The sequence below is a fragment of the Nakamurella lactea DSM 19367 genome, from assembly GCF_000426645.1.
Classification (GTDB): Bacteria; Actinomycetota; Actinomycetes; order Mycobacteriales; family Nakamurellaceae; genus Nakamurella; species Nakamurella lactea.
Window position 1 is genome coordinate 55,711 of record NZ_AUFT01000019.1, and the last position, 24,182, is coordinate 79,892.

The 24,182-nt window shown below is 70.6% G+C and carries 24 protein-coding genes, 2 pseudogenes and 1 riboswitch; of the genes and pseudogenes, 18 read left to right on the forward strand and 8 right to left on the reverse strand.

Annotation, left to right across the window (positions count from 1 at the left end; genetic code table 11):
- The first annotated feature begins 34 nt into the window (after positions 1-34).
- From K340_RS0117935 to K340_RS0117950, 4 genes are read left to right on the forward strand one after another with little or no spacing between them, the layout of a single operon-like run.
- A complete protein-coding gene (locus tag K340_RS0117935) occupies positions 35-952 on the forward strand; it encodes an AAA family ATPase (protein ID WP_037365466.1) in 918 nt (305 codons plus the stop codon).
- Positions 949-2,130, forward strand: a complete 1,182-nt coding sequence (locus K340_RS0117940; protein WP_084614615.1) for a vWA domain-containing protein — start codon at positions 949-951, stop codon at positions 2,128-2,130. The genes K340_RS0117935 and K340_RS0117940 overlap by 4 nt, the downstream gene beginning before the upstream one ends.
- A complete protein-coding gene (locus K340_RS31220; protein ID WP_037365469.1) occupies positions 2,123-3,286 on the forward strand; it encodes an XdhC family protein in 1,164 nt (387 codons plus the stop codon). Before K340_RS0117940 ends, K340_RS31220 begins: the two co-directional genes overlap by 8 nt.
- A gap of 51 nt (positions 3,287-3,337) precedes the next feature.
- Positions 3,338-4,735 carry an MFS transporter gene (locus K340_RS0117950; protein ID WP_037365471.1) on the forward strand — a complete coding sequence of 466 codons (1,398 nt, stop codon included), beginning with the start codon at positions 3,338-3,340 and terminating at the stop codon, positions 4,733-4,735.
- An 8-nt stretch (positions 4,736-4,743) separates the two neighbouring features.
- Here K340_RS0117950 and K340_RS0117955 read toward each other — a convergent pair whose 3' ends face one another.
- Positions 4,744-5,727 (reverse strand): LLM class F420-dependent oxidoreductase, encoded by a 984-nt coding sequence (locus tag K340_RS0117955; protein ID WP_029137723.1) that lies wholly within the window; start codon positions 5,725-5,727, stop codon positions 4,744-4,746.
- Positions 5,728-6,279: 552 nt separating this feature from the next.
- On the opposite strand from K340_RS0117955, the pseudogene K340_RS37590 reads away from it, so the two are divergent.
- The 6 genes and pseudogenes from K340_RS37590 to K340_RS0117980 all read left to right on the forward strand — a co-directional run.
- Positions 6,280-6,330: pseudogene (locus tag K340_RS37590) on the forward strand (hypothetical protein); the annotation flags it as partial.
- 88 nt (positions 6,331-6,418) lie between these two features.
- On the forward strand, positions 6,419-6,976 hold the full coding sequence (locus K340_RS36020; RefSeq protein WP_051266780.1) for a L,D-transpeptidase family protein: 558 nt from the start codon (positions 6,419-6,421) through the stop codon (positions 6,974-6,976).
- Positions 6,977-7,215: 239 nt separating this feature from the next.
- Positions 7,216-8,058 carry a DUF2786 domain-containing protein gene (locus tag K340_RS0117965; RefSeq protein ID WP_037365522.1) on the forward strand — a complete coding sequence of 281 codons (843 nt, stop codon included), beginning with the start codon at positions 7,216-7,218 and terminating at the stop codon, positions 8,056-8,058.
- Positions 8,051-8,587 carry a TIGR04338 family metallohydrolase gene (locus K340_RS0117970; RefSeq protein WP_029137725.1) on the forward strand — a complete coding sequence of 179 codons (537 nt, stop codon included), beginning with the start codon at positions 8,051-8,053 and terminating at the stop codon, positions 8,585-8,587. Before K340_RS0117965 ends, K340_RS0117970 begins: the two co-directional genes overlap by 8 nt.
- Positions 8,588-8,683: 96 nt before the next feature.
- Positions 8,684-9,322: a TetR/AcrR family transcriptional regulator gene (locus K340_RS31235; protein ID WP_211229518.1), complete on the forward strand. Its 639-nt coding sequence runs from the start codon at positions 8,684-8,686 to the stop codon at positions 9,320-9,322.
- 13 nt (positions 9,323-9,335) lie between these two features.
- Positions 9,336-9,968: a DUF2461 domain-containing protein gene (locus K340_RS0117980; RefSeq protein WP_029137726.1), complete on the forward strand. Its 633-nt coding sequence runs from the start codon at positions 9,336-9,338 to the stop codon at positions 9,966-9,968.
- A 21-nt stretch (positions 9,969-9,989) separates the two neighbouring features.
- Here the strand turns inward: K340_RS0117980 and K340_RS31240 are convergent, their stop codons facing one another.
- Entirely contained in the window at positions 9,990-11,279 is a 1,290-nt protein-coding gene (locus tag K340_RS31240; protein ID WP_051266742.1) for a Cmx/CmrA family chloramphenicol efflux MFS transporter, read from the reverse strand.
- Between the two features lie 3 nt (positions 11,280-11,282).
- Entirely contained in the window at positions 11,283-11,870 is a 588-nt protein-coding gene (locus K340_RS0117990; RefSeq protein ID WP_029137727.1) for a TetR/AcrR family transcriptional regulator, read from the reverse strand.
- A gap of 191 nt (positions 11,871-12,061) precedes the next feature.
- On the opposite strand from K340_RS0117990, the gene K340_RS31245 reads away from it, so the two are divergent.
- From K340_RS31245 to K340_RS0118020, 6 genes are all read left to right on the forward strand, one after another.
- Positions 12,062-13,273: an MFS transporter gene (locus K340_RS31245; protein ID WP_037365476.1), complete on the forward strand. Its 1,212-nt coding sequence runs from the start codon at positions 12,062-12,064 to the stop codon at positions 13,271-13,273.
- A 162-nt stretch (positions 13,274-13,435) separates the two neighbouring features.
- Positions 13,436-13,849 (forward strand): TOBE domain-containing protein, encoded by a 414-nt coding sequence (locus tag K340_RS0118000; RefSeq protein ID WP_029137728.1) that lies wholly within the window; start codon positions 13,436-13,438, stop codon positions 13,847-13,849.
- Positions 13,846-14,727 carry a molybdate ABC transporter substrate-binding protein gene (gene modA, locus K340_RS0118005; RefSeq protein WP_029137729.1) on the forward strand — a complete coding sequence of 294 codons (882 nt, stop codon included), beginning with the start codon at positions 13,846-13,848 and terminating at the stop codon, positions 14,725-14,727. The genes K340_RS0118000 and modA overlap by 4 nt, the downstream gene beginning before the upstream one ends.
- Positions 14,724-15,560, forward strand: a complete 837-nt coding sequence (locus K340_RS0118010) for an ABC transporter permease (RefSeq protein ID WP_029137730.1) — start codon at positions 14,724-14,726, stop codon at positions 15,558-15,560. Before modA ends, K340_RS0118010 begins: the two co-directional genes overlap by 4 nt.
- Entirely contained in the window at positions 15,557-16,708 is a 1,152-nt protein-coding gene (locus K340_RS0118015) for a sulfate/molybdate ABC transporter ATP-binding protein (RefSeq protein ID WP_084614618.1), read from the forward strand. Before K340_RS0118010 ends, K340_RS0118015 begins: the two co-directional genes overlap by 4 nt.
- A gap of 88 nt (positions 16,709-16,796) precedes the next feature.
- Positions 16,797-17,603, forward strand: coding sequence for an HAD-IIA family hydrolase (locus K340_RS0118020; RefSeq protein ID WP_029137732.1), 807 nt, complete (start codon positions 16,797-16,799; stop codon positions 17,601-17,603).
- A 19-nt stretch (positions 17,604-17,622) separates the two neighbouring features.
- Here the strand turns inward: K340_RS0118020 and K340_RS0118025 are convergent, their stop codons facing one another.
- On the reverse strand, positions 17,623-18,081 hold the full coding sequence (locus tag K340_RS0118025) for a DUF2871 domain-containing protein (protein ID WP_029137733.1): 459 nt from the start codon (positions 18,079-18,081) through the stop codon (positions 17,623-17,625).
- Between the two features lie 695 nt (positions 18,082-18,776).
- Positions 18,777-19,146: pseudogene (locus K340_RS37595) on the reverse strand (transglycosylase family protein); the annotation flags it as partial.
- 4 nt (positions 19,147-19,150) lie between these two features.
- A riboswitch (cyclic di-AMP (ydaO/yuaA leader) is annotated at positions 19,151-19,343 on the reverse strand.
- Positions 19,344-19,741: 398 nt separating this feature from the next.
- On the opposite strand from K340_RS37595, the gene K340_RS0118040 reads away from it, so the two are divergent.
- Positions 19,742-20,362 (forward strand): HAD family hydrolase, encoded by a 621-nt coding sequence (locus K340_RS0118040; protein WP_029137735.1) that lies wholly within the window; start codon positions 19,742-19,744, stop codon positions 20,360-20,362.
- A gap of 37 nt (positions 20,363-20,399) precedes the next feature.
- Here K340_RS0118040 and K340_RS36025 read toward each other — a convergent pair whose 3' ends face one another.
- Entirely contained in the window at positions 20,400-20,705 is a 306-nt protein-coding gene (locus K340_RS36025; RefSeq protein ID WP_154674342.1) for a hypothetical protein, read from the reverse strand.
- 254 nt (positions 20,706-20,959) lie between these two features.
- Here K340_RS36025 and K340_RS37600 point away from each other — a divergent pair, with 254 nt between their 5' ends.
- Positions 20,960-21,346 carry a cold-shock protein gene (locus K340_RS37600; protein WP_029137736.1) on the forward strand — a complete coding sequence of 129 codons (387 nt, stop codon included), beginning with the start codon at positions 20,960-20,962 and terminating at the stop codon, positions 21,344-21,346.
- A 58-nt stretch (positions 21,347-21,404) separates the two neighbouring features.
- Here the strand turns inward: K340_RS37600 and K340_RS31255 are convergent, their stop codons facing one another.
- Together K340_RS31255 and K340_RS36730 are read right to left on the reverse strand one after the other, a co-directional pair.
- A complete protein-coding gene (locus K340_RS31255; RefSeq protein ID WP_084614620.1) occupies positions 21,405-21,917 on the reverse strand; it encodes a DUF2771 family protein in 513 nt (170 codons plus the stop codon).
- On the reverse strand, positions 21,914-24,139 hold the full coding sequence (locus K340_RS36730; protein WP_211229520.1) for a hypothetical protein: 2,226 nt from the start codon (positions 24,137-24,139) through the stop codon (positions 21,914-21,916). Before K340_RS36730 ends, K340_RS31255 begins: the two co-directional genes overlap by 4 nt.
- Positions 24,140-24,182: the final 43 nt, after the last annotated feature.

Sequence of the window (24,182 nt, forward strand, 5' to 3'; positions counted from 1 at the left end):
AAGACGATAAGCGCCGTCGGGGATAGTGGAGGGCATGACGGAGCCGATGACGGACACTGGGGTGGCATTCGAGAGTCCGGACGCGGTGGAACGGGCATTGAGCGGCACCGGCTACCTGCCGGACCCGGCGCTGGCCACCGCCGTGTTCCTGGCCGCCCGGCTGCAGCGCCCCCTGTTGCTGGAGGGCGAGGCGGGGGTGGGCAAGACCTCGCTGGCCGAGGCGTTGGCCCAGATCAAGGGCTCGACCCTGATCCGGTTGCAGTGCTACGAGGGCATCGATGCCTCCCAGGCGCTCTACGACTGGGACTTCCCGCGGCAGGTGCTGCATCTGCGGGCGGTGCAGGCGCTGCGAACGGATACCGACACCACCCCCGAGGAAGTAGCGGCCGTCGAGGACGAGCTGTACAGCGAGCGGTTCCTGCTCGCCCGGCCGGTGCTGGCCGCGCTCCGGACGCCGGACGCGGTGCTGCTGATCGACGAGATCGACCGCGCCGACGACGAGTTCGAGGCGTTTCTGCTCGAGGTGTTGGCGGACTACGCGGTGACCATCCCGGAACTGGGTCGGGTGGTCGCCCAGCAGCCGCCGATGGTGGTGATCACCAGCAACCGCACCCGCGAGGTGCACGACGCGCTGAAACGCCGCTGCCTCTACCACTGGCTGGAGCACCCGACGTTGGTCCGCGAGGTGCAGATCCTGCGTCGGCGGCTGCCCGGCATCGACGAGCAGCTGGCCGCCGACGTGGCTGGTGCCTCGGCGCGGCTGCGCGGCGCCGCACTGCTGAAGCCGCCGGGAGTGGCCGAGTCGCTCGACTGGGCGCGGGCGTTGACCGCCATCGGGGTGACCCGGCTGGACGAGCGCAGCGGACTGGCGACCATCGGTGCGGCGCTCAAGTACCGCGAGGACATCGAAGTGGTGCGGGCTTCGGGGGCCCTGCTGACCGGGTCGGCATGAGCGGCCGCGGTCCGGCGACCGGATCGCCGCCGGGGCCGGCGGCACCCCCCGGGCTGACGGCACCCACCGGGCTGACGACGCCGCCAGTGCTGCCGTCGCTGGTCGCCTTTACCCGCCGGTTGGCGATGGCCGGGGTGCCGGTCGGCACCGATCGGACCGCGACCTTCTTGTCGGCGGTTCGCGAGCTGGGCACCGAGCCGCTGCAGGTGTACTGGGCCGGGCGGCTCACCCTGCTCGGCTGCGTTGACGACATCGACGTCTACGACAAGGTTTTCGCCATCTGCTATGGCCGGGGAGGCGCGCCGCTGCCGCTGCTCGGCACCCCGCCGCAGCCGCAACTCACGCTGCTGGACGCCGCCGAGACCGACGGCGCCGGACCCCAGGACGAGGCGCAGGTAGCGCCGGTGCGTGGGCGGGCAAGTGCATCGGAGGTACTGCGGCAGAAGGACTTCGCCGCGCTCAGCGGCCGCGAGCGGCAGGAGCTGTCGGCTATGTTGGCGCTGCTCCGTCCCGGGCTGCCGCAGCGCGCCACCCGGCGGCGTCGGCCGCACCACCGCGGCCCGATCGACCGCCGGCGGACCACCGCGGCAATCATCGCGGCCGCCGGCGAGCCGGTGAAGCCGTTGCGGCAGCGTAGGTTTCGCCGTCCCCGACGCATCGTCCTGCTGATCGACGTTTCCGGTTCGATGGAACCGTACGCGGATGCGTTGCTCCGGTTCGGGCACGTGCTGATTCGCCGTCAGCCCGGGGCGGTTGAGGTGTTCACCATCGGGACCCGGCTGACCAGGGTGACCAGGGCGCTGGCCATCCGCGACCCGCAGAAGGCGCTGGCCGCGGCGGCCGGCGTCATTCCCGATTTCTCCGGCGGTACCCGGCTCGGCGAGACACTGCAGGCGTTCCTGGACCGGTGGGGTCGGCGCGGAACCGCCCGCGGCGCGGTGGTGGTGGTGTTCTCCGACGGCTGGGAACGCGGCGACGTCGCACTGCTGGACGAGGGCGCCAGGCAGCTGAAAATGCTGGCCCGACAATTGATCTGGGTCAACCCGCACAAGGCCAGGGAGGGCTATCAGCCGGTGCAGGGTGGGATCGCCGCGGTGCTGCCGCATCTGGACGCATTCGTTTCGGGACATTCCCTATCGGCTCTGGAAGAATTGTTGCAGGTGATGAGCAATGCGTGAGGTGATGACCGACCTGCTGCGCTGGTGGCGCGAGGGCGGCGTGGTCGGGGTCGGCTCGGTGGTCCGGACCTTCAAGTCGGCGCCGCGACCGGCCGGCGCATCGATGCTGGTCGGCCCGGACGGCACCGCGGTCGGCTCGGTGTCCGGCGGCTGCGTCGAGGGTGCCGTCTACGAGCGCGGCGAGGCGATCCGCGACGGGGAACCACCGGAGCTGCACCGATACGGGGTCAGCGACAGCGACGCCTTCGAGGTCGGGTTGACCTGCGGCGGGATCATCGACATCTTCACCGAACGGATCAGCAGGCAGACCTTCCCCGAATTGGAATCGCTGGCCGCATCGATCGACGCCGGCGACCCGGTGGCGGTGGCGACGGTGATCGCCGGCACCGCGGAGCAGCTCGGCCGGCACCTCTTGGTCCGGCCGGACGACACCGAGGGCTCGCTCGGCTCGCAGCGGCTGGACCTGGCCGTGCGCGACGACGTGCGCGGGCTGCTGGCGGCCGGGCGTACCGCGACGCTGACCTACGGACCCGACGGGCAACGCCGCGGCGAAGGGCTGCAGGTGTTCGTGGCGAGCTACGCGCCGCCGCCGCGGATGCTGGTGTTCGGCGCCATCGACTTCGCCGCGGCGGTGGCCAGGATCGGCGCCTTCCTCGGCTACCGGGTGACGGTCTGCGACGCCCGGCCGGTGTTCGCCACCCGGCAACGCTTCGCCGACGCGCACGAGGTGGTCGTCCAGTGGCCGCACCGGTACCTGCAGGAACAGCTGGACGCCGGCGCGATCGACCGGCGCACGGTGATCTGCGTGCTCACCCACGACCCGAAGTTCGACGTGCCGGTGCTGGAGATCGCGTTGCGGCTGGAGGGACCGGACGCTCCGGCGTACATCGGTGCGATGGGGTCCCGGCGTACCCACGACGACCGGTTCGACCGGCTGCGGGAGGCCGGGCTCGGTGACGTCGAGCTGGCCCGGCTGGCCAGCCCGATCGGGCTCGACCTCGGCGCCCGGACACCGGAGGAGACCGCGGTATCGATCGCCGCCGAGATCATCGCCCGGCAGTGGAACGGCGGCGGGCAGCCATTGTCGGCGCTGGACCGGGCCATTCACGTCGATCCGGTGGCCGACCACCCGGCCGCGCCCGAATTGCACAGGTAGTCGGACGGCGCCGGTTGACCTCAAGTGAGCTTTAGTCCCTACCGTCGGTGGATGACCAGCACTCGCGAGCGGCCACCGGGTCAGCCCGGCGCACCGGTGGGCTCTGACCTGACCGATCCTCGTGACGAGCGGCTGCTCGCGCCGCGGTTCCGGGCGGCGACGATCGGCACCTTCGCGCTGGTCTCCCTTGGCGCCTTCGAGGCGCTCGCGCTGACCACCGTGATGCCCAGGATCGCCGCCGACCTGCACGGCGAATCGTTGTACGCCATGGCCTTCACCGCCACGCTTGCCGCCGGCATCGTCAGCATCGTGCTGGCCGGCAACCTCGCAGATCGGTCCGGGCCGCGCCGACCGCTGGCGATCGGCCTGGCGTTGTTCGCCGCCGGACTGATCGGCGCGGCGCTGGCGCCCAGCATGGTGCCGCTGGTCGGCGCCCGGGTGCTGCAGGGCCTTGGCGCCGGGATGACGACCACCGCGCTCTACGTGCTGGTGGCCAGGGCCTATCCGGCGCGGTTGCACACCGCGGTGTTCGCCGGCTTCGCCGCCGCCTGGGTGCTGCCGTCCATCTTCGGGCCGTTCCTGGCCGGTCTGATCGCCCAGACCCTCGGCTGGCGCTGGGTTTTCGGGGTGTCGCTGATCGTGCTGGTGATCGCCGCCGTGCTACTTCAGCGGGTGCTGGCCACCATCGCCGCGGCTCCGACCCAGGTGCCATGGCGGGTGGCGTCGTTGGCCGCCTCGGTGGTGCTGGCAGTGGCCGTGCTGGGACTCAACGCGGTCGGGGAGCACCCCGAAGGGTGGCTGCTGCTGGCCGGTGCGGTCGCCGTCGTCGCGCTGCTGGCCGGCTTCCGCAAGCTCACCCCGCCCGGCACGCTGCTCGCCGGCCGCGGGCTGCCGGCCGACGTCACGCTACGGACCCTGGGTACCGCGGCCTTCGCCGGCGCCGAGATCTACATCCCGCGGCTGTTGACCGAACGCGACGGTTACCCACCGACGCTGGCCGGTCTGGCCCTGTCGATCACCGGCGTCACCTGGTTCGCCGCATCCTGGGTGCAGGGCCGGTGGTCGGAACGGATCGACGCGGTCCGGTCGGCCCAGGTCGCGCTACTGCTGATGACGGTGGCGCTGGGCGGCATCGCGCTGTCCGTCGCACTCGACGCGCCGGCCGCGGTGATCATCGCGATCTGGCCGGTGGTCGGGTTCGGCATGGGCACGCTCTACCCGCGGCTGACGGCGCAGGCGCTGTCCAGGGCGGAACGGGATCAGCAGGGCTTCGTCAGCTCCGCGCTGCAGATCGGCGACTCCACCGGTGGCGCCACTGCCCTCGCCGTCTCGGCGATCGTCTTCGCCGCCGTCGGTGGGGCCGCGGGCTGGACTGCCTTCGTGGCGGTGTTCGGGGTGATGGCGGTGCCGGCGGCGATCGGCATGCTGGTGGCGCACCGGATTCGCTGAGCCGTGGTCTAGCCAGCGAGGGCCGGGATCACTTCCTTCTCGTACAGCTCGATGCCCGAGGTGTCGTAGGCGGCCTCCGGGAAGTAGCTGATCGGGTAGCTCATGCCCTGGTCGACCGTCACCCGCATCTTCTCGATCACCTGTTCCGGGGTGCCGAAGCCCGGCGAGTTGCGCAGGTCGTTGACGATCTGCTCGGCCCGCTCGGCGTTCACGTACCGGGTGTAGTGCTCGCGCGCCCAGTCCAGCCGGTCCTGCGCCTCCTTCTCGGTGGCGGCGATCGCCATGTTGAAGTTCGCCGACCGGGTGATCGCCTCGAAGTCGGTGCCGACGTCGGCGCAGTGCTGCTTCAGGATCGAGGACTTCTCGGCGAACACCCCGGGGGCGAAGTTCGTGTACTGCGCGTACTGGGCCGCGATCCGCAGCGTCACCTTCTCGCCGCCGCCGGCGATCCACAGCGGAATCCCGCCGTCCTGCAACGGTTTCGGTCGGACGATCGCCCCGTCAACCTGGTAGTACTTCCCGTCCAGGGTAGCGATACCGTCCCGCCAGGCCTGCCGCATGATCTGCACGCCCTCGTCCAGCATGCCGAGCCGGACGCCGGCCCGCGGGAAGCCGTAGCCGTAGGCCTTCCACTCGTGCTCGTACCAGCCGCCGCCGATTCCCATCTCGACCCGGCCGCCGGAAATGATGTCCACGGTCGCGGCGACCTTGGCCAGGTACGCCGGATTCCGGTAGGCCATGCAGGTGCACATCTGCCCGAGCCGGACCCGTTCGGTGGCGGCGCCGAAGGCCGACATCAGCGACCAGGCCTCGTGGGTGGCCTCCTCGGTCGGCACCGGGGTGGTGTGGAAGTGGTCGTAGACCCAGATCGACTCCCACGGACCGGCATCGGCCCGTTTCGCGAGCGTCGACATGGTCTGCCAGTGGTCCGCCGGATCGATGCCGGCCAGGTCCATCCGCCACCCCTGAGGGACGAAGATTCCGAAGCGCATCGCGCTGTTCGATGTCATGGCCAGAGAACCTACGCGGGCCCGGTCGTGGCGCATCGAGCCGGCCCGCGGAACCCGGTATCCTGAGCACGTCGCGACGACGATGTCCAGCGCTCTGCACAGATTTCGTCCGCCCATCGGCAACCATCGGGGGGATGTGTGCGTCTCTACTCACAACACTCGTGCCGACAGTCGGGGGCCCCAGATGAAAGACCGTTCAGGTATCCGAACAACTATGTGGCGCAGGGTATCTGCCTGCACGCTCGGTGCTGTGCTCGTGCTGAGCTCGGCAGCCTGCAGCAGGTCGGCCACCGCCGAGACCTCGGCGGCGAACGGCTCGGCCGCCGCGATCACGACGCCGGCGCCGGGCTCCGCTCCGGCGTCGTCGGTCCCGTCCGGCGCATCGCCCGTTGCCGGGACTCCTTCCGGCACTATAGCTTCCGCTCCCGTTTCCCCGACGGACACCTCATCGTCATCCGACCTGTCGTCGGCTCCCTCGTCGTCGGACGCGCCGTCGTCCAGCGCGCCGTCCTCCGGTAGTTCGTCAGCCGCGTCATCCAGCGCGGCGACCTCGACCACGCCGACCTCGACCACGCCGACCTCGACCACGGCGACCTCGACCACACCGACCTCGACCACACCGGCGGCGCCGAAGCTGTTGAAGGCCGGGGTGTCCGGGCCGGAGGTCACGACGTTGCAACAAAAGCTGAACGATCTGGGGTACTGGAACGGCGAGGCCGACGGTACCTACGGGGAGCTGACCTCGCAGGCGGTGATGGCCTATCAGAAGGCGGCCGGGATCGCCGCCGACGGGGTGGCCGGACCCGACACCCAGCGGGCCATGGCCAAGGGCATCCGGCCCGCCGTCCGCACCACCTCCGGTGACGCGATCGAGGTCGATCTGCAGGCACAGTTGGTCAAGGTGGTGCTCGACGGGAGGCTGAAGTACGTCTTCAACACCTCCACCGGCAGCGGCGAAACCTACCTGCAGAAGGGTGAGTCGGAGCCGCAGGTGGCCACCACCCCGACCGGCAAGTTCGTCATCGAGCGCTCCATCAACGGGATGCGCGTCGCCAAGCTGGGCAAGCTGTGGCGCCCTCGGTACTTCTACGAGGGCTACGCGCTGCACGGCGCGTCCTATGTGCCGAACTATCCGGCCAGCCACGGCTGTGTCCGGCTCGCCAACCAGGTCATCGACTTCGTCTGGGCACAGGACCTGGCGCCGATCGGCCGCACCGTCTGGGTGTACTGACCCGCTCGATACTCGACTTCGGGGTAGGAACTTCGTCCCCGGATACCGCCCATGGTTACCCCGAAGTCGAAGTTCGTGGGCGCAGCATCCGCTCAACGGGATGACGAACGACCCGCGGCGCGTTGAACCTGCGTCGAGCGGCGGGTGACTGTCGGTACCGGATGTGAGGGTTCCGGCCAGGGAACCCCGCCGGATCGGCCGTCGGGGCCGGGGGAAGGATCGGATACGTGACGGACAAGATGCTGGGCCGGATCGCGGCGCTGCTGCGCAAGGCCGAGGGGACCGACAACGAGCATGAGGCGGCCGCCTACATGGCGGCCGCTCAGCGGCTGGCAACGCTGGAATCGATCGACCTCGCGGTGGCGCGCGCGCACACCGACAAGAAGCAGCGTCCGGTGCCCGAGCAGCGCACCGTGACCATCGGCGAGAGTGGCAAGCGGGGCTTGGCCACCTACGTGCAGCTGTTCGTGGCGATCGCCAGAGCGAACGAGGTGACCTGCGACGTCGCCCGGAACTCGACCTTTGTCTACGCCTACGGGTTCGGCGCCGACATCGACGTGTGCGAGGCGATGTATTCCTCGCTGGTGGTGCAGATGGTGGCGGCCTGCGAACGGTTCCTGCGGTCCGGGCAGCACAAGGAGGAACTCACCTGGGGGCGGGACAGCCGGTCGGGGCGCTGGGTCCGCAAACCGGTGCACGCGACCACCGCCAGGATCAACTTCCAACAGGCGTTCGCGGTGGTCATCGGGGAGCGGCTGGCCAAGGCCAGGGAGCAGGCGAACGCCGAGGCCGAGCAGCAGTACGCGCAGGCGACCCCCGCGGGCCCGTCCAGAACGTCGTTCGCCGCGGCCGGCCGGCGGGACACCCGCTCGTCGAGCCTGGCCCTGGCGATTCGGGAGAAGGAGGTCGCCGTCCGCGACTTCTATTCGGAGACCTCGCAAGCCAGGGGCGCCTGGCGGGGGAGCAGCGCCGGCTATTCGGAGGCATCCAGGCGGGCCGGTCGGCGGGCCGGACGACAGGCCAGACTCGGCGATCCCACCGAGATCGGCGGCGCCCGGCGAGCCGTGGAGTCCGGTGGCTGATCCGGCGAGAGGCGCCGCCGACCGTGACCGCTCGAAGGTCTACGAGGCCGAGGCACTGGTCCGTCGGCTGATCGACCGGTCCGCGGAGTTCCCGACCATCGAGGTGGCCGGATCGCGGATCACCCTCCCGGTGGAGCGCAGGTTCGGCTCGGTGTCGTCGGTGCAGGCGTACCTGGACGCGGTGCTCGCCCACCCGCAGGTGCTGGGCGGCTGGCCGGACCGGGCGGCCGTGCCGGTCACCGTCCGGCGTCGGCGCGGCCTCGGGCAGGCGCACTACGAGTTCGCCACCGCGACGATCGCGGTGCCCACCGCGATGAGCGACGCCGGCGGGACCGCGTGGGCGATGCGCGAACTGGTCGTGCTGCACGAACTGGCTCATCACCTGACCGGCGCGCCGACCGGCAGTCGGGCCGCGCACGGCCGGGAGTTCCGTTCGGTCCTGCTGGACCTGGTCGAGTTGCTGGTCGGGCCGGAGCTACGGCTGTTGCTGCTGGTCAGTTACTCCGACGGCGGTATCCGCCCGGTCTGACGGGTGAATGACCTCCGGAGCCCCGGCACCGATTTCCTTGACAGTTGTCAAGCTCCGGCCGGACAATCCCGGGAGAACGCGAGTCAGGAGGCCATGGTGACTCCGGTCGTCACGAAAGTCGAACGCGTCGCCGGCCCGGTCGGCGTGAGGTTCGCCGAGCGGCGGGACGAGCTCGCCCGGTCGGCGCTGCAGACCCTCAGCGAGCTCGGCTATGCCCGGACCAGCCTGCGGGAGATCGCCCAGAACTCGGATTTCTCCCACGGCGTGCTGCACTACTACTTCGCCGACAAGGTCGACCTGATCACCCATTGCGTCCGGCTGTACAAGAATCGGTGCGTGCTGCGGTACGACCACATCACCGACCAGGCAACGACCGCCGGCGAGGTGCTCGACCTGTTCGTCGAGGCGCTGACCCTCACCCTGCGCGAGGATGCGCTGATCCAGCGGCTCTGGTACGACCTGCGCCTGCAGAGTCTGTTCGAGCCCTCGTTCCGCAGTGATGTCTCGCTGATCGATCGCTCGTTGCGGGACATGGTGTGGCGGGTGTTGAGCCGCTACGCCGAGCTGTCCGGCGACGTGCCCGCGGTGTCCGGCGATACCGCGTACGCGATTTTCGACGGCATCTTCTCGCACCTGATCATGCGCCAGTTGTCCGGTGGGGAGGACCTGGAGCGGCTGCTGTCTCGACGTGTTCGGCTGATGTTCCCGCGGCTGCTCAAGGGCGGCGAGGCGTGAGCGTTCTTCGACCATGACCTTCGCCGGATTCCCGTCGGCCGCGTTCGACTTCTACGACGACCTCGAGATCGACAACTCCAAGACCTTCTGGGACGCCCACAAGACGGTCTACGAGCAGGCCGTCAAGCGGCCGATGCAGGAGCTGACCGCCGCGCTGGAGTCGGAGTTCGGCGCGGTGAAGCTGTTCCGGCCCTATCGCGACGTCCGGTTCGCGAAGGACAAGACCCCGTACAAGACGCATCAGGGCGCCTTCGTCGCGGCCGGCCCGGCCACCGGCTGGTACCTGGAGCTGGCCGCCTCCGGGTTCCGGGTCGGTGCCGGCTACTACGACGCATCATCGGCCCGGCTGGCCGCCATCCGGCAGGCCATCGACGCCCCGACCGGTGCCGAGCTGGAGAAGGTCGTCCGTCGGTTGAGCAGGGCGGGCTGGCAGATCAGCGGCGACGCGGTGAAGACCACCCCGCGTGGCTACGACGCCGGCCATCCCCGGATCGACCTGTTGCGGCACAAGACGTTGTTCGCCGGCCGCAGCTACTCCTTCGACGAGGTGATCGACCGGCCCGAGCTGCTGAACCGGATCCGCAAGGACTGGCGCGCCGTCACCCCGCTGGTCGATTGGCTGATCACCCACCCGGCCGAGGTCTGAGCGGCGTCCGCCGGTCATACGTCAGCAACCCGTGGGGGCGCAGGCTTCGGCGGAGACTCCTCGCGCTCCCGGTTCACGGGCCGTGACGGGCACTGACGCCGGCTCCGCTACTGGCCGCTGCTCGACGATCGACGACGCCGTCGCGATGCCGAGGGCCAGCAGCCCGAGGCCGATGGCCGCCCAGAGTGGCGCGCGGTAGCCGAGCCCGGCGCCGATCACCAGCCCGCCCAGCCACGGGCCGACCGCATTGCCGAGGTTGAAGGCGGACACGTTGATCCCGGCGGCCAGCGTCGGGGCGGTGCCGGCGAAGGCGAAGACCCGGCCGTTCAGCGCGGCGGCGATGGAGAAGCCGGCCGCACCGAACGCGAAGACCGCCGCCGCCGCCCACCAGCCGGAGCCGGCCAGAACCAGCAACAGCAGCAGCGTGCCGGTCATCGCCAGCAGGCTGCCGAACACGTTGCCCAGCATGTTGCGGTCGGCGATCCGCCCGCCGATGGTGACCCCGACGAAACTGCCGATGCCGAACAGCAGAAGGACGGTGGGTACCGACTTCTCGCCGATGCCGGCGACCTCCGTCAGCAGCGGTGCGAGGTAGGAGAAGGCGCAGAACACGGCCGCCTGGAAGGCGGCGGTCGTCAGCAGCGCCAACCACAGGCGGCCCTGCCGCAGCGCGACCAGCTCGGCGCCGATCCGCTGCCGCAGGTTCCCGATGCCGCTGACCGGCACCGCCGGTACGCCGATCGCGATCAGCAGCAGGCAGACCGCGGTGGCCGCGGCCACCGCCACGAAGGCGCCGCGCCAGCCGAAGTGCTGGCCGATCAGCGTTCCCGCGGGCACGCCGAGGATGTTCGACAGGGTCAGCCCGCCGACCATCACCGCCAGCGCCCTGGCCGTCCGGCCGGCGCCGGCGATCCTGGCGGCCAGCACCGCGCCGACCGCCCAGAAGGCCGCGCAGGCGATGGCCGCGATCACCCGGCTGAGCAGGACCAGGGCGAACGAGTGCCCGATCAGCGGCAGCAGATGCGCCGCACCGAATACCGCCCCCGCGGCCAGCAGGGTGGTCTTCGGCGGCAGCCGCAGGGTGGCCACTGCCATCACCGGCGCGCCGACCATCATGCCCACCGCGAACGCAGTGATCAGCAGCCCGGCCCGCGGCAGGTCGGTGTGCAGGTCGGTGGCGATTTCCGGCAGCAGGCCGGCCAGCATGAACTCGGAGGTGCCGAGACAGAAGACGCCGAGGGCGAGCAGGTAGACGGTCGGCGGCAGCCGCCGGCTGGGCGCGTCAGGCAGTGCGGTGGTGGCGGTGCTCATGGGTCAGAGCAGCCCGAGCAGGGTGTCGACGGCCGCGTCGACGGCCGGATCGGGCGCGCCGGGCTCGGCCACCCGGCCGGCGACCTGCAGGCCGTTCAGGGTGGCGTGCACGATCACCGCGAGTTCCGCCGCGGGTCGGTCGGCGCGCAGCGAACCGTCGCGCTGCCCGGCCGCGATCAACTCGCCGAGCAGTCCGCGGAAGTCCGCCAGGCCCTTCCTGGCCAGCGCCGCGACGTCCGCGTCCGACCGGCCGATCTCGACGGCGGCGTTCACCATCAGGCAGCTCCGTCGGTCGTCGAACTCCTGTTGCCCGGCGAGCACCTGGGTGAGCAGCGCGGTGAGCCGTTCCCGGCCGGTGCCGCCCTGGTCGAGGAAGCACCGGCGTTCGGCGTCCTTGAGCTCGGCATAGCGCCGCAGGCTCGTGCGGTACAGCTCGGCCTTGCTGTCGAACGTGTTGTACAGGCTGCTCCGGGACAAGCCGGTCTGCTCGCACAGGTCCTCGGTCGAGGTGGTCGCGTATGACGCCCCCCAGAACTGATCGAGGGCGGCGTCGATCGCGTGTTGTGGATCGAAGTTGCGGGGTCGCGGCACGGGGCCGAACGTAACGCATTGTGGAACGACTAGTCCAGAACATTTCCGTCAGCGGCGCGGGTACGTGACGCAGTCCACTGCGCCGACCGGTTCGCTGCCGGCGGTCGACCGGTAACATCTTTATCGATACAGGATTCTTGCCGGATCCGGCGCCGAGGCCGGTACCCCACCCAGTCTCGGAAGGCTCCACCGTGCCCCCAGCACTGCTTGCGCTCGCCCTTGCCGCCTTCGGCATCGGTACCACCGAATTCGTCATGATGGGCGTGCTGCCCGAGGTGGCCGCCACCTTCGGCGTCGACATCCCGACCGCCGGAAACCTGATCACCGCCTACGCGATCGGTGTGGTGATCGGCGCCCCGCTGATCACCGCATCCTGCGCCCGGATGAGCCGAAAGACCTTGCTGCGCGCCATGATGGCGCTGTTCGTGCTGGGCAATCTGCTGTTCGCGGTGTCGCCGAACGTCCAGGTCGGGATGCTGTTCCGGTTCCTGGCCGGCCTGCCGCACGGGGCCTTCTTCGGGGCCGGCGCGATCGTCGCTGCCGGGTTGGTCGATGAGAACCGCAGGGCCAGGGCGATCTCCCGGATGTTCGTCGGGCTCACGCTGGCGAATGTGGTCGGCGTGCCGCTGGGCACCATGCTCGGACAGCGGGTCGGCTGGCGAGCCACCTTCGTGGTGGTCGCGCTGATCGGCGTGGTCGCGCTCGGCGCCATCCAGTTGCTGGTGCCGGAGACTCCGCAGCCCAAGGGCGCCGGATTCCGCAGCGAGCTGGCCGCCTTCCGTCGGCCGCAGGTCTGGCTGGCGCTGGCCATCGTCACCTTCGGTCTCGGCGGCACCTTCGCCACCATGAGCTACATCGCGCCGATGCTCACCGACGTCAGCGGGTTCGCGTCGTCGTCCGTCACCCCGTTGCTGGCGCTGGCCGGGATCGGGATGACGGCCGGCGTGCTCGTCGGCGGCCGGCTCGCCGACCGGGCGCTGATGCCTGGGATGTACGCATCACTGGCGTTGCTCGGCGTGGTCTTGGGGCTGTTCACGCTGACCGCCAACAGCAAGATCGGCGCGATGGTCACCCTGATGGCCATCGGCTTCGCCGGCTTCCTGATCGGCCCGATGGTGCAGACCAGGGTGATGCAGAAGGCCGGCGGCAGTCCGTCGATGGTCTCGGCGGCGGTGCAGTCCGGGTTCAACGTGGCGAACTCGATCGGCGCCTACCTCGGCGGCATGGTGATCGCCGGCGGCTTCGGGCTGCTGGCCCCGAACGTGGTGGGCGCCTTGTTGTCCGCGATCGGGCTGGCGCTGGCGATCCTGTCCGGGACGATGGACCGGCGCGATGCCCGGCCGTCGTTGCCCGCGCGGGGCGGGGATGACGAACCCCTGGCGCTGCCTGCCGCCGCGCACTGAGCGCCCTCACCCACCCCCGGCGGCCGGCGAACCTCCAGGCGTAGCGGGGTTGTCCCGGGACAACCCCGCTACGCCGGTCGCGGGGGCCAGGTTGCCGACGGTCGCAGATCGTGCCCCGGGTAGCGGAAGAGGATCCGCAGTTGCGGCTGTAGAGTGCCGTTCATGACGCATTTCCGGATCGGCCAGGCGGCGACGCTGTTGGCCGTCAGCGACGACACCGTGCGTCGCTGGATCGATGCCGGTGCGCTCACCGCCACCACGGATGACGCCGGCCGGGCGGTCGTCGAGGGGGCGGTGCTGGCCGCGTTCGCCCGCGATCAGGCCGAACGTTCTCCGTCGGCCGAGGATCCGTCCGGCATCGGTCGGTCGGCCCGCAACCGGTTCGTCGGGCTGGTCACCGCGATCGTCTCCGACACGGTGATGTCCCAGGTGGAGATGCAGTGCGGGCCGCACCGGGTGGTCTCACTGATGTCCACCGAGGCGGTCCGCGACCTTCAGCTGGAGGTCGGATCACTGGCGGTCGCCGTGGTCAAAGCCACCACCGTCATCGTCGAAACCCCTAGGAGTGGCAGATGAATCGTCGCCTCACCGGCCTGTCTGCCGCCTTGGTGGCTGCGGTCCTGCTCGTCACCGGCTGCGGTTCCGACTCCACGGGCAACGCGAGCGGGGGCACCGATACGTCGACCGCCGCCGGAGACGCCAGTGCTGCCGAGGGGTCCGGCGCCGGCGACTCCGGCGCGGCCGGCTCGGACTCTGCCGACGGGACCGGTGGCAAGGTGACCGGCACGGTGACGGTGTACGCCGCCGCCTCGCTGACCGCGTCCTTCGACGCGCTGGCCAAGGACTTCGAGGCGAAGTACCCCGGCACCACGGTGAAGCTCTCCTACGACGGCAGTTCCACCCTGGTCACCCAGCTGATCGGTGGCGCCCCGGCCGATGTGTTCGCCAGCGCCGACGAGAAGAACATGGCGAAGGCCACCGACGCCTCGCTGCTGGCCGGCACGCCGGCATTGTTCGCCTCCAACACCTTGCAGATCGCCGTCGCCCCCGGCAACCCGAAGAAGATCAGCGGACTGGCCGATCTCGCGAAATCGGATGTGGTGACGGTGCTCTGCGCCGCCGAGGTGCCCTGCGGCAGTGCCGCGCACACCGCCCTGGATGCCGCCAAGGTGACGGTGACGCCGGCCAGCGAGGAGGAGAACGTCAAGGCGGTGCTGACGAAGGTGAGTACCGGTGAGGCCGACGCCGGGCTGGTCTACAAGACCGACGTAGCGGCGTCCGCCGGCAAGGTCGACGGTATCGACTTCCCGGAGGCCGCCCAGGCAGTCAACAAGTACCCGATCGGGGTGCTCAAAACCGCGCCGAACGCCGCCGGCGGCCAGGCCTTCGTCGATCTGGTGACCAGCGATGCGGGCCAGAAGGTGTTGGCCGGCTTCGGCTTCGCCGGTCCGTGAGCCGCGGGGGCGCGGTCAGCCCGGCGGCCGTCCGCAATGACGCGGTCGCGGTCGGCCTGCCGCGCTGGACCTACCTGCCGGCCGCGCTGGCAGTGGCGTTGCTGGTGCTGCCGCTGGCCGCCCTGCTGATCAAGGCGGACTGGGCGCAGGTGCCCCGGGCGCTGGTCTCCGAGGAATCCAGGGCGGCGCTGTGGCTCTCGCTCAAGTGCGGCATCGCCGCCACCCTGTTGTGCCTGCTGCTCGGCACTCCGCTGGCGATCGTGCTGTCCCGCGGCGACGGCGCCGGCAGCCGCATCGTCCGGGCCCTGGTCACCGTGCCGCTGGTGCTGCCGCCGATGGTCGGCGGCATCGCGTTGCTCTACCTGCTCGGCGTCAACGGGCTGGCCGGCCACTACCTGTTCGTCTGGTTCGGCGCCAGGATCGCCTTCACCACCATCGCGGTGGTGATCGCCGAAACCTTTGTCGCGCTGCCGTTCCTGGTGCTCACCCTGGAGGGCGCGGTGCGCAGTGTCGGCAGTCGGTACGAGGCGGTCGCGGCCACCCTGGGTGCCGGCCGGTGGACCGTTCTGCGCCGGGTGACGCTGCCGCTGCTCGGCCCGGCCATCGCCACCGGAACCGCACTGTGCTTCGCCAGGGCGCTCGGTGAATTCGGTGCCACCGCGCTGTTCGCCGGCAACGCCCAGGGCGTCACCCGGACCATGCCGCTGGCCATCTACACGGCGTTCAACGGCGCCGGCGCCAGCACCGATGCGGCAGTGGCGATGTCGCTGCTGCTGATCCTGCTGGCGGTGGCGATCCTGATCTGGATCCGACCCCGGCGGTCGCCGGTATGAGCATCCCCGGCGCGGACACCGCCAAACCTGCCGACCCTGCCGGCCGGTCACGGCCGTTCTTCGCGGCCGACGTACTGGTGCCCCGCGGCGGCTTCGACGTCGAATTGTCGCTGACCGCCGACCGCGGGGAGATCATTGCCCTGCTCGGGCCTAACGGCTGCGGCAAATCGACCACCCTGCGGGCGATCTCGGGCTTGATCGCGCCGCAACGGGCCGAGGTGGAACTGGCCGGCCGGCAACTGGCCGGCCGGCAACTGACCGGGACCGTGACCGTGCCGCCGCACCGGCGCCGGATCGGCCTGATGGGCCAGGACCCGCTGCTGTTCCCGCACCTGAGCGCGATACAGAACATCGAGTTCGGACCGAGATCCCAAGGCGTGCACCGGGAAACGGCGCGCAGGACCGCCCGGGACTGGCTGGCCAGGCTGGACCTGGCCGGTCTGGCCGACCGGCTGCCGGCCCAGCTGTCCGGCGGGCAGCGGCAGCGGGTGGCGCTGGCCAGGGCGTTGGCCGCCGAGCCCGACCTGCTGTTGCTGGACGAGCCGCTGGCCGCCGCCGATGTGCGGACCGCCGGTGAGATCCGGCAGCTGCTGCGCGAACACCTGCGTGCCGCCGAACAGACCACCGTGGTGGTCACCCACGAGGTGTTGGACGCGGCGGTGCTGGCCGATCGGGTGCTGGTGATGAACGCGGGGCGGATCGTCGACGCCGGGAGCACCGAGCGGATGCTCACCGAGCCGGGCACCGAGTTCGGCGCCGCCCTGGCCGGGCTCAACCTGGTGCTGGGCGCGCCGAGCGGGACAAGCACGCTACGCACGCAGGACGGCATCGAGCTGGCCGGCATCGCCGAACAGCCGCTCACCGGATCGGCGGCCGCCGGGGTGTTCCCGCCGTCGGCGGTGGCGGTGTTCCCGGCCGACCCGCTGCACCGGGCGGGGGCCGGCAGCCCGCGCAATGTCTGGGCGGGCCGGGTGCTGCAGGCCGAGCAGGGGCCGTCGGCGGTGCGGCTGCGAGTCAGCGTCAACGACTCGCCGATCGTGCTGGCCGCCGACGTCACCCCCGCGGCGGTCGCCGCGCTGCCGATCGAACCCGGGGCGGACGTCCGGGTCGAAGTGAAAGCGACCCAGGTTCGAATGTTCCCGCGGTGAATGGAGCACAGGTGAACCTCGTGCGGTATCCGGGCAGCGGGCACGGGAAGATGTACCGGTGACCCCACGCGAAGACCCCGACCCGACCATGCAGGCCGACGATCCGACCCGCTGGTCGTACCTGATGGACATGGACGGTGTGCTGGTCCACGAGGAGCACCTGGTGCCGGGCGCCGATGAGTTCATCGCCGAGCTCACCGAACGGGGCCTTGACTACCTGGTGGTGACCAACAACCCGATCTTCACCCGCCGCGACCTGACGGCCAGGCTGTCGGCCACCGGCCTGAACATCCCGGAGGACCGGATCTGGACGTCGGCGCTGGCCACCGGCGAGTTCCTGAAGTCCCAGCGCCCGCACGGCACCGCGTTCGTGATCGGCGAGGTCGGGCTCACCACCGCGCTGCACGAGGCCGGCTACATCATCACCGACCGGGATCCGGACTATGTGGTGCTGGGGGAGACCCGGACCTACTCGTTCGAGGCGCTGACCACCGCGATCCGGCTGATCAACGGCGGCGCCAGGTTCGTCGCCACCAACCCGGATCCCACCGGTCCGTCGCGCAACGGCGTGCTGCCGGCCGCCGGCGCAGTGGCGGCGCTGATCGAGAAGGCCACCGGCCGCTCGCCGTATTTCGTCGGCAAGCCCAACCCGTTGATGATGCGCTCGGCGCTGCGTGCCCTCGGCGCGCACAGCGAGTCGACCCTGATGATCGGCGACCGGATGGACACCGACGTGATCGCCGGCCTCGAGGCCGGACTGGCGACGATCCTGGTGCTCACCGGCATTTCCAGCAGGGACAGCATGGACGCCTATCCGTACCGGCCGTCGATGGTGCTGGACTCGGTGGCCGAGCTGGTCGGGCACACCGACGACCCGTTCGGATCCCGGGGCTGACGTTCGTCAGCCCCGCGGATCAGCCGATCTCCCGGGCGACCGCGGGCTTCTCACCCTTGGTGACCGCCGGGTAGAGGCTGACGAAGAACAATACGAGCGCGGCGGTCAGCAGTATGTGGCCCAGTCCCGCGATGCCGGCCAGTGCCGCCGGGGTGTCGACCAGTTCCGGCTTGTCGATCTGCCGGAAACCGATGATCACCATCATCGTCACGGTGACGACCAGACCGGCGTTGTAGACCCAGAAGAACCAGCCGAAGACCTTGCTGCCGGACAGCGCGAACAGCTTGTCCAGGGCGAGCACGATCAGCATCACCAGCAGGCCGAGGACCAGCAGGTGGGTGTGCACGACGGCCAGCTCGGTGTGCCCGGTGAACGCCTCTCCGTTCGGTCCCGCGCTCTTCGTCGCCTCCCGGAAGAGCAATCCGCCGGCCAGGCCGAGAGCGGTGTAGACCATCGCTGCGATGACGAGCTTCTTCACGAGGAACCTTTCGCTGGGAGCGCGGCACTTGGCGCCTGCGCTGGTGTACTTCCAACGCTAGGTGGTCCGGCGCGCGGTCGCCTCAACCGAAAGTTCGAAACTCTGGGTACGACATGGGCCCCGCATCCTGATCGGATGCGGGGCCCAGGTCGAACGGTCCACAGCGAGCTGCGGCGTTCGGTGCTTCGGTACTGCGGTGACGGGACTGCCAGGTCAGCCGACGAGCTGCAGGACCTGGCCGACGCTGATCACGTTCGGGTCCGAGATGGAACCCTTGTTGGCGGCGTACAGCGCCTGCCAGCCGCCGGAGATGCCCTGCGCCTGGGCGATCTTGTACAGCGCGTCGCCGGACTTCACCGTGTAGGTCTTGCCGGAAGCCTTCGCGGAGGTGGCAGCCGGGGCGGCGGCCGCCGGGGCAGCAGCCTCGGCCTTGGCCGAACCGGAGACCGCGAGCCGCTGGCCGACGCTGATCACGTTCGGGTTGGAGACGGTGCTCTTGTTGTTGGCCCACAGGGTCTGCCAGGAGATCCCGAACTGCGAGGCGATGCCCGAGAGGGTGTCGCCCGACCGGACGGTGTAGCTGCCGCTGGCATCGGCCGAGGCCGGTGCGGACGCCTGCCGCGGTGCCGACTCGGTCTTGGCCGCCGGGGCCGGGGTGCTGCTGCCGGCGGTGGCGTTCGAGTTGCCCGAGTAGCCGTAGAGACCACCGGCACCTGCACAGGCCCAGGCGCCGGCGCCCTGGCCGGCGAGGGTGCGCTCGGCGATCGCGATCTGCTGTGCCTTGGTGGCGAGATCGGCGCGCGGCGCGTAGCTCTGGCCGCCGTAAGCATTCCAGGTGGACTGCGAGAACTGCAGCCCGCCGTAGTAGCCGTTGCCGGTGTTGATGCTCCAGTTGTTGGTCGACTCACAGTGCGCCACCGCGTCCCAGACGGACTCGGGGGTGGCGGACGCCGGAGTGACGGCGACGATCGTCGGAACACCGATGACGACGCCCGCGGTGGCCGCGCGAACGGCGACGGTGCGGACGGTGGAAGGCTTGCGGTGACGGCCCTTGTAGCGGTTCATGTACATCTCCCGTATGCGTGCGCCTGCGAAGTGAGCTGTCGGGTTCGGGCGGTGCGACATCGGGAGCGGACTCCACTGTCTGCACCCGGGTAGTGCCCGGCCGGCATTTCTGCCGACTTCACCCCAAGGCAACACCGGAGCGTTGCCGTACTTCTTGGGTCCCCCGCCGCTGTCCGTGCTTTCTGCTGTGTCGGGTCTCCGGTAACGTGGACAGCGTTCGGCGCCGCTCCGGAGAGGGTGGCCACAGGGCGGATCCCCAGGGCCGTTGACGACGATACGGACGCCCGGCATCAGGGAAAACCCCGGAAATTTGGGATTACGGAACGGTAACTTTCGTAATACAACCGAGATCTTGAGCGTTTGTGCAGGTCACGCCGTCGGTCGTCGCGTCGAGGAGATGCGGTTTTCCGCCACCGGGAGGGCCCGGAAATCACCCGTTCGGTGGACGTCCGAATCGTCGGCGAATCCGGCTTCGACCACAATCTGTGGCACCGGTCACTCGGGACGTAACGGGTCGGTCACCGTACGGAACCCAGTGGGTATCGGACGACGCTCCCGGGCGGTCTGTCCGGATTCTCGCCCGTACGCTCAGCCGGTGACCTTCACCGTCGGCTTCGACCTCGATATGACTCTGATCGACCCGCGCCCGGGAATGGTCGAGTTGTTCGACGTGCTCGCGGCCGAAACGGCGTTGCCGCTGGACGGTCGCGGGTTCGTCACCCGGCTCGGGCCCCCGTTGCAGAACGAATTCGCCCGCTACGGGCTGGACGTGGCGACCGTCGAACGGCTGATCGCCAGGTTCCGTGAGCTGTATCCGGACATCGTCATCCCCGCCACCCGGACGCTGCCGGGCGCCGCGGAGGCGCTGGCCGCCGTCCGTGAGCAGGGCGGACGGGCGATCGTGGTGACGGCGAAGCTGGGGCGGCACGGCGAGCGGCACCTGCAGGAACTCGGACTCGAGGTGGATCTGGTGATCGGCGAGCTCTGGAGCGCGGCCAAGGGGGCGGCGCTGGCCGAGCACGGGGCGGAGATCTATGTCGGCGACCACCTCGGCGACATCACCGGCGCCAGGGCGGCCGACGCGTTGGCGGTCGGGGTGGCCACCGGCCCGATCAGCGCCGAGGACCTGGCGGCCGCCGGGGCCGACGTGGTGCTGCCGGACCTGACCCACTTCCGCAACTGGCTGGACACCTACCTACTGGCGACCGTTCACTGATCCCGGTTCGCCGCCGGTCCAGGGGCCGAGGGGCCCGTCAGGGGCCGAGGGACAGGCCGGCCTTGCGTACCCCGAACGCCCCGACCAGCAGGCCGACCGGCGCCAGTGCCACCAGCAGCCACAACCACAGTGGGAAGTCCCTGGTGCCCGAGGCGAACATCACCAGCACGACCAGCAACGCCGAGCCGCCGACACAGAACAGTGCCATGGCGATCCGGAACACCATCGGAGCCCGGCGCAGCCCGGCCGGCCTCGCCTTCGGCCGGACGCTCGGTGCGTCGGACGGGTCGGCGGGCGTCGCGGCGCGGGACGGGCGGGACGCCGCCGATTCGGAGCTGGTCACCGGTCCAGGATAGGCGGGGCGTGGCCCGGCGCCGACCACGCCCGGGCGATCCGACGCGGTCGATTCGGCTCGCGGACGCCAGTAGGCTTGACAGCAGATCCGACGTCCGCCACGACGGCGTCAGATGCCCCCGAGAGACCAGTAGGTGGGCCCCCACGGTTTCGATTTCCGATCGAGTCGTGCGGCTGCTGCTGTGTCCAGGGTTGTTGTCGAAGTGTGCTGTCGAACGATGTCGAGAGAACGGGTGAAGGTCCATGCCGAGCGGACGCGTGAAGTGGTACGACGCCGACAAGGGGTTCGGCTTCATCGCCCAGGAGGGCGGGCCGGACGTCCACGTGCGCTCGTCGGCGCTGCCGGCCGGCGTCACCGCGCTCAAGCCGGGGCAGAAGGTGGAGTTCGGCGTCGCGGACGGTCGCAAGGGCCCGCAGGCATTGCAGGTCACCGTGCTGGACGCGCCACTGTCGGTGGCCGCCGCCAGCCGCCGGCCCGCCGAGGAACTGCACGGCCTGGTCGACGACATGATCAAGCTGCTCGAATCGAAGGCACTGCCCGACCTGCGTCGCGGTCGCTACCCGGACCGGGCGATCGCCGGCCGGATCGCCGACGTGCTCCGCGCCGTCGCCGGCGAACTGGACGCCTGAGCCAGCCCGCGGTCGCCGGTGGTGGCCGTTCTGGTCGCCGGCCGGGGCCAGGCGGTGGCTAGGTGGCCGGGTCGATCAGCAGCACCCAGGTGCGGGTCGCGGCGTAGTCGACCCCGGTGCCCGTCTCGGTGGAGACGGGCGTCAGACCGCTCTGCACCTCGACCCTGGTCAGCTGGTCGACGGCGGACGGCGGTCGCAGGATGTAGGCCTGCCGGGTGCCCGGCCCGAACAGCGGCCCACGGCCCTCCTGCACGGCGCCCTTGGCGTCCTTGTACTGGAACAGCACCACCCACGGCGCGGTGGCCACCCCGGCCGGCACGTTCACCGAAACCGCGGCGCCCCGACTCAGCCGCAGGCGCGGAGCCTGCGAGTCGCCGGTGTCGACCCGGCACTGCACGGCGGTGACGTCCTCGTCCGGCGCACACCACAGGCTCGGCGTGCTGGCCACCGAGTGGCGGTCGCCATAGAAGCTGACGCCGGGGAGCGGCGCCGAACAGCCGGCCACCGCCAGGGCGACCGGCAGGACCAGCGCCACCCACCAACGAGCGGCTATCGGTGGGCGTTTCGTCACCGCGGTTTCCCGGCCTTTCTCGGCGTCGGCCGCCGGCGCGGCGCATCCGTCCCTGACGTCGGCGGCAACGTCATCTCAGCGGTGCCGGTCGGCCCGGACGGGCCCGCTCCGGTCGGCCGGTGACCCTTCGGAGTGCGGCGGAAGATGTTGCCGACCGAGAGGGCGGGCACCATGGTGCGGCCGCTGCGGGCCAGCCAGCTCTGCACCAGGCCGAGCGAGACCAGCAGCGTGACGACGCCGAATCCGATGGTGTAGACGGGGTCACCGCGCAGATGCAGGATGCCGCCGAAGAGCAGCCCGACGACCCCGCCGAACACCCAGGCCAACTGGAGCGCCGATTCGCTCATCCCGAACGCCGAGGCGCGGCTCGCCTCCGGCAGTTCGTGCTGCAGCACCGAGTCGAGGCAGACCTTGGCCAGCGACGACGACGTCGAGCCGACCAGCCCGACGATCGCGCCCATCGCCAGACCGGGCACGAGCATCGCGATCAAGGTGGTAACGGCCACTGCCACCACGGCCAGCCAGGCGGTCTTGGCCGGGTTGGTCAGCGGCAGCCGGGCGCCGAGCGCGTTGCCCAGGAACCCGCCGGCACCCGCGGCCGCGCCGACGATGCCCAGTAGCAGCAGCTGCTTGAATCCGGTCAGGTGGCTGTACTCGGTCTTCACCACGAACGCGATGAACAGGGCCAGGAACCCGGTCTCGACCCGGTTCGCCACGTTCGCCCACAACGTCGCCGACACCATCGGCGGGAACCTTCGCTGGTTGCGTTCGATCACCACGCTGTGCTGGACCGGGACCTCGCCGGCGGTCGACTCGACCCAGGCGGGGATACGCAGGCAGAGCACGCCGCCGGCCACCCCGCACAGTGCGGTCCAGACGAGCGCGCCTGACGAGCTGGACAGTGCCGCGAAGGCGGCCGCGATGCCGCCGGACACGCCGCCGGCGACCAGCCCGAAGACCGTCAGCCGGGAGTTGGTCTTGACCAGGGTGATCTGTTCCGGGAGCACTCGCGGGGTGAGCGCGGCCTTCAGCACGCCGAAGGATTTCGACAGCACCATCATGCCCAGTGCAGCCGGGTACAGCAGCCAGGAGTCGAAGTTGAACGCCATCACGATCGCCAGCACGCTGCGCCCGAAGCTGCAGACGGCCAGCGCGACGCGGCGGCCGTTCTGGATCCGGTCCAGCAGCGGCCCGATGAACGGGGCGATCACCGCGAACGGCGCGACGGTGATCAGCAGGTACAGCAGCACCTTGCCGGTCGACTCGGCAGATGCGGCCGCGAAGAACAAGGTATTGGCCAGGGCGACCGCCAGCGCTGCGTCCACCGCGTAGTTGGCCATCACCGCGTAGGTCAGGTGGGTCAGTCCCGACCGGTCGGCGCCGTCGGCCGATGCTGCCTTCTGGAACATCTGTACGCCACGGTTGGTGAGTTCCTTGCTGCGCATCGCGGCGACCCTGGCCACCGTCAGCTTCCGTGGTCCGCGCCGATCGCCCTCGGCCGTCGGATCCGGTGCGGTGTACGGCGGTAGGTGCTCGCCGCGGTGCGCGGCCGGAGTGCCTTGGCGATGCTCGGCACCGCCCGGGGGAGCGGCCGGACCGGCATGGTCGCTGCCGGTCCAGTCGGCCGGCGGCTGCCGATCCGGGTGTCGCGGGCCATGGTCGGCCCGCGGATCGTGTTCCGGGTAGCGCTCGTCCCGGTAGTAGTCGCTCCGGTCGTCGCGCTGGCCGTAGCCCCGTCCGCGAGCCGCCGGTCGGCCGTCGGCAGGGTCGTCGTAGGCGGGTGGTTCGTAGGCAGCGTCCCGGTAGCCGCGATCGTCGTAGCCCGGATCGGTGTCGCCGCGGTCGTCGTAGCCGCCACCGGTGTAGCCGGGGACTTCACGGTCGCGCCGCTGGTACCGATCCCCGTCGGCCGCCTGTCGGTAGCCGCGGGCGGCGTCGTCCCGTCGGGGACCGGCCGCACCGGGGTACGGATACCCGGAACCTGGGTAGTCGGCCTCCCGGCGCCCCGGATCCCGGTAGTCCTGCTCGCGGTAGCCAGGGTCGCGGAACTCCCGCTGGGGATATCGGTCTTCGGGGTAACCCTCGTCGCGGGGGTCCGCCCGTTCCTGGTAGCCGGGTGGTGGTTGGTAGCCGGGAGGCTGCTGGTAGCCCGGGGGCTGCTGGTGGCCGGCGGGCTGCTGGTAGCCGGCGGGTGCGTCGTGCCGGCCGCGGTCGGGCGGCACCGGCCGGCCGGACGACCTGGACCGTCGTGGATCTGGCGCCGGC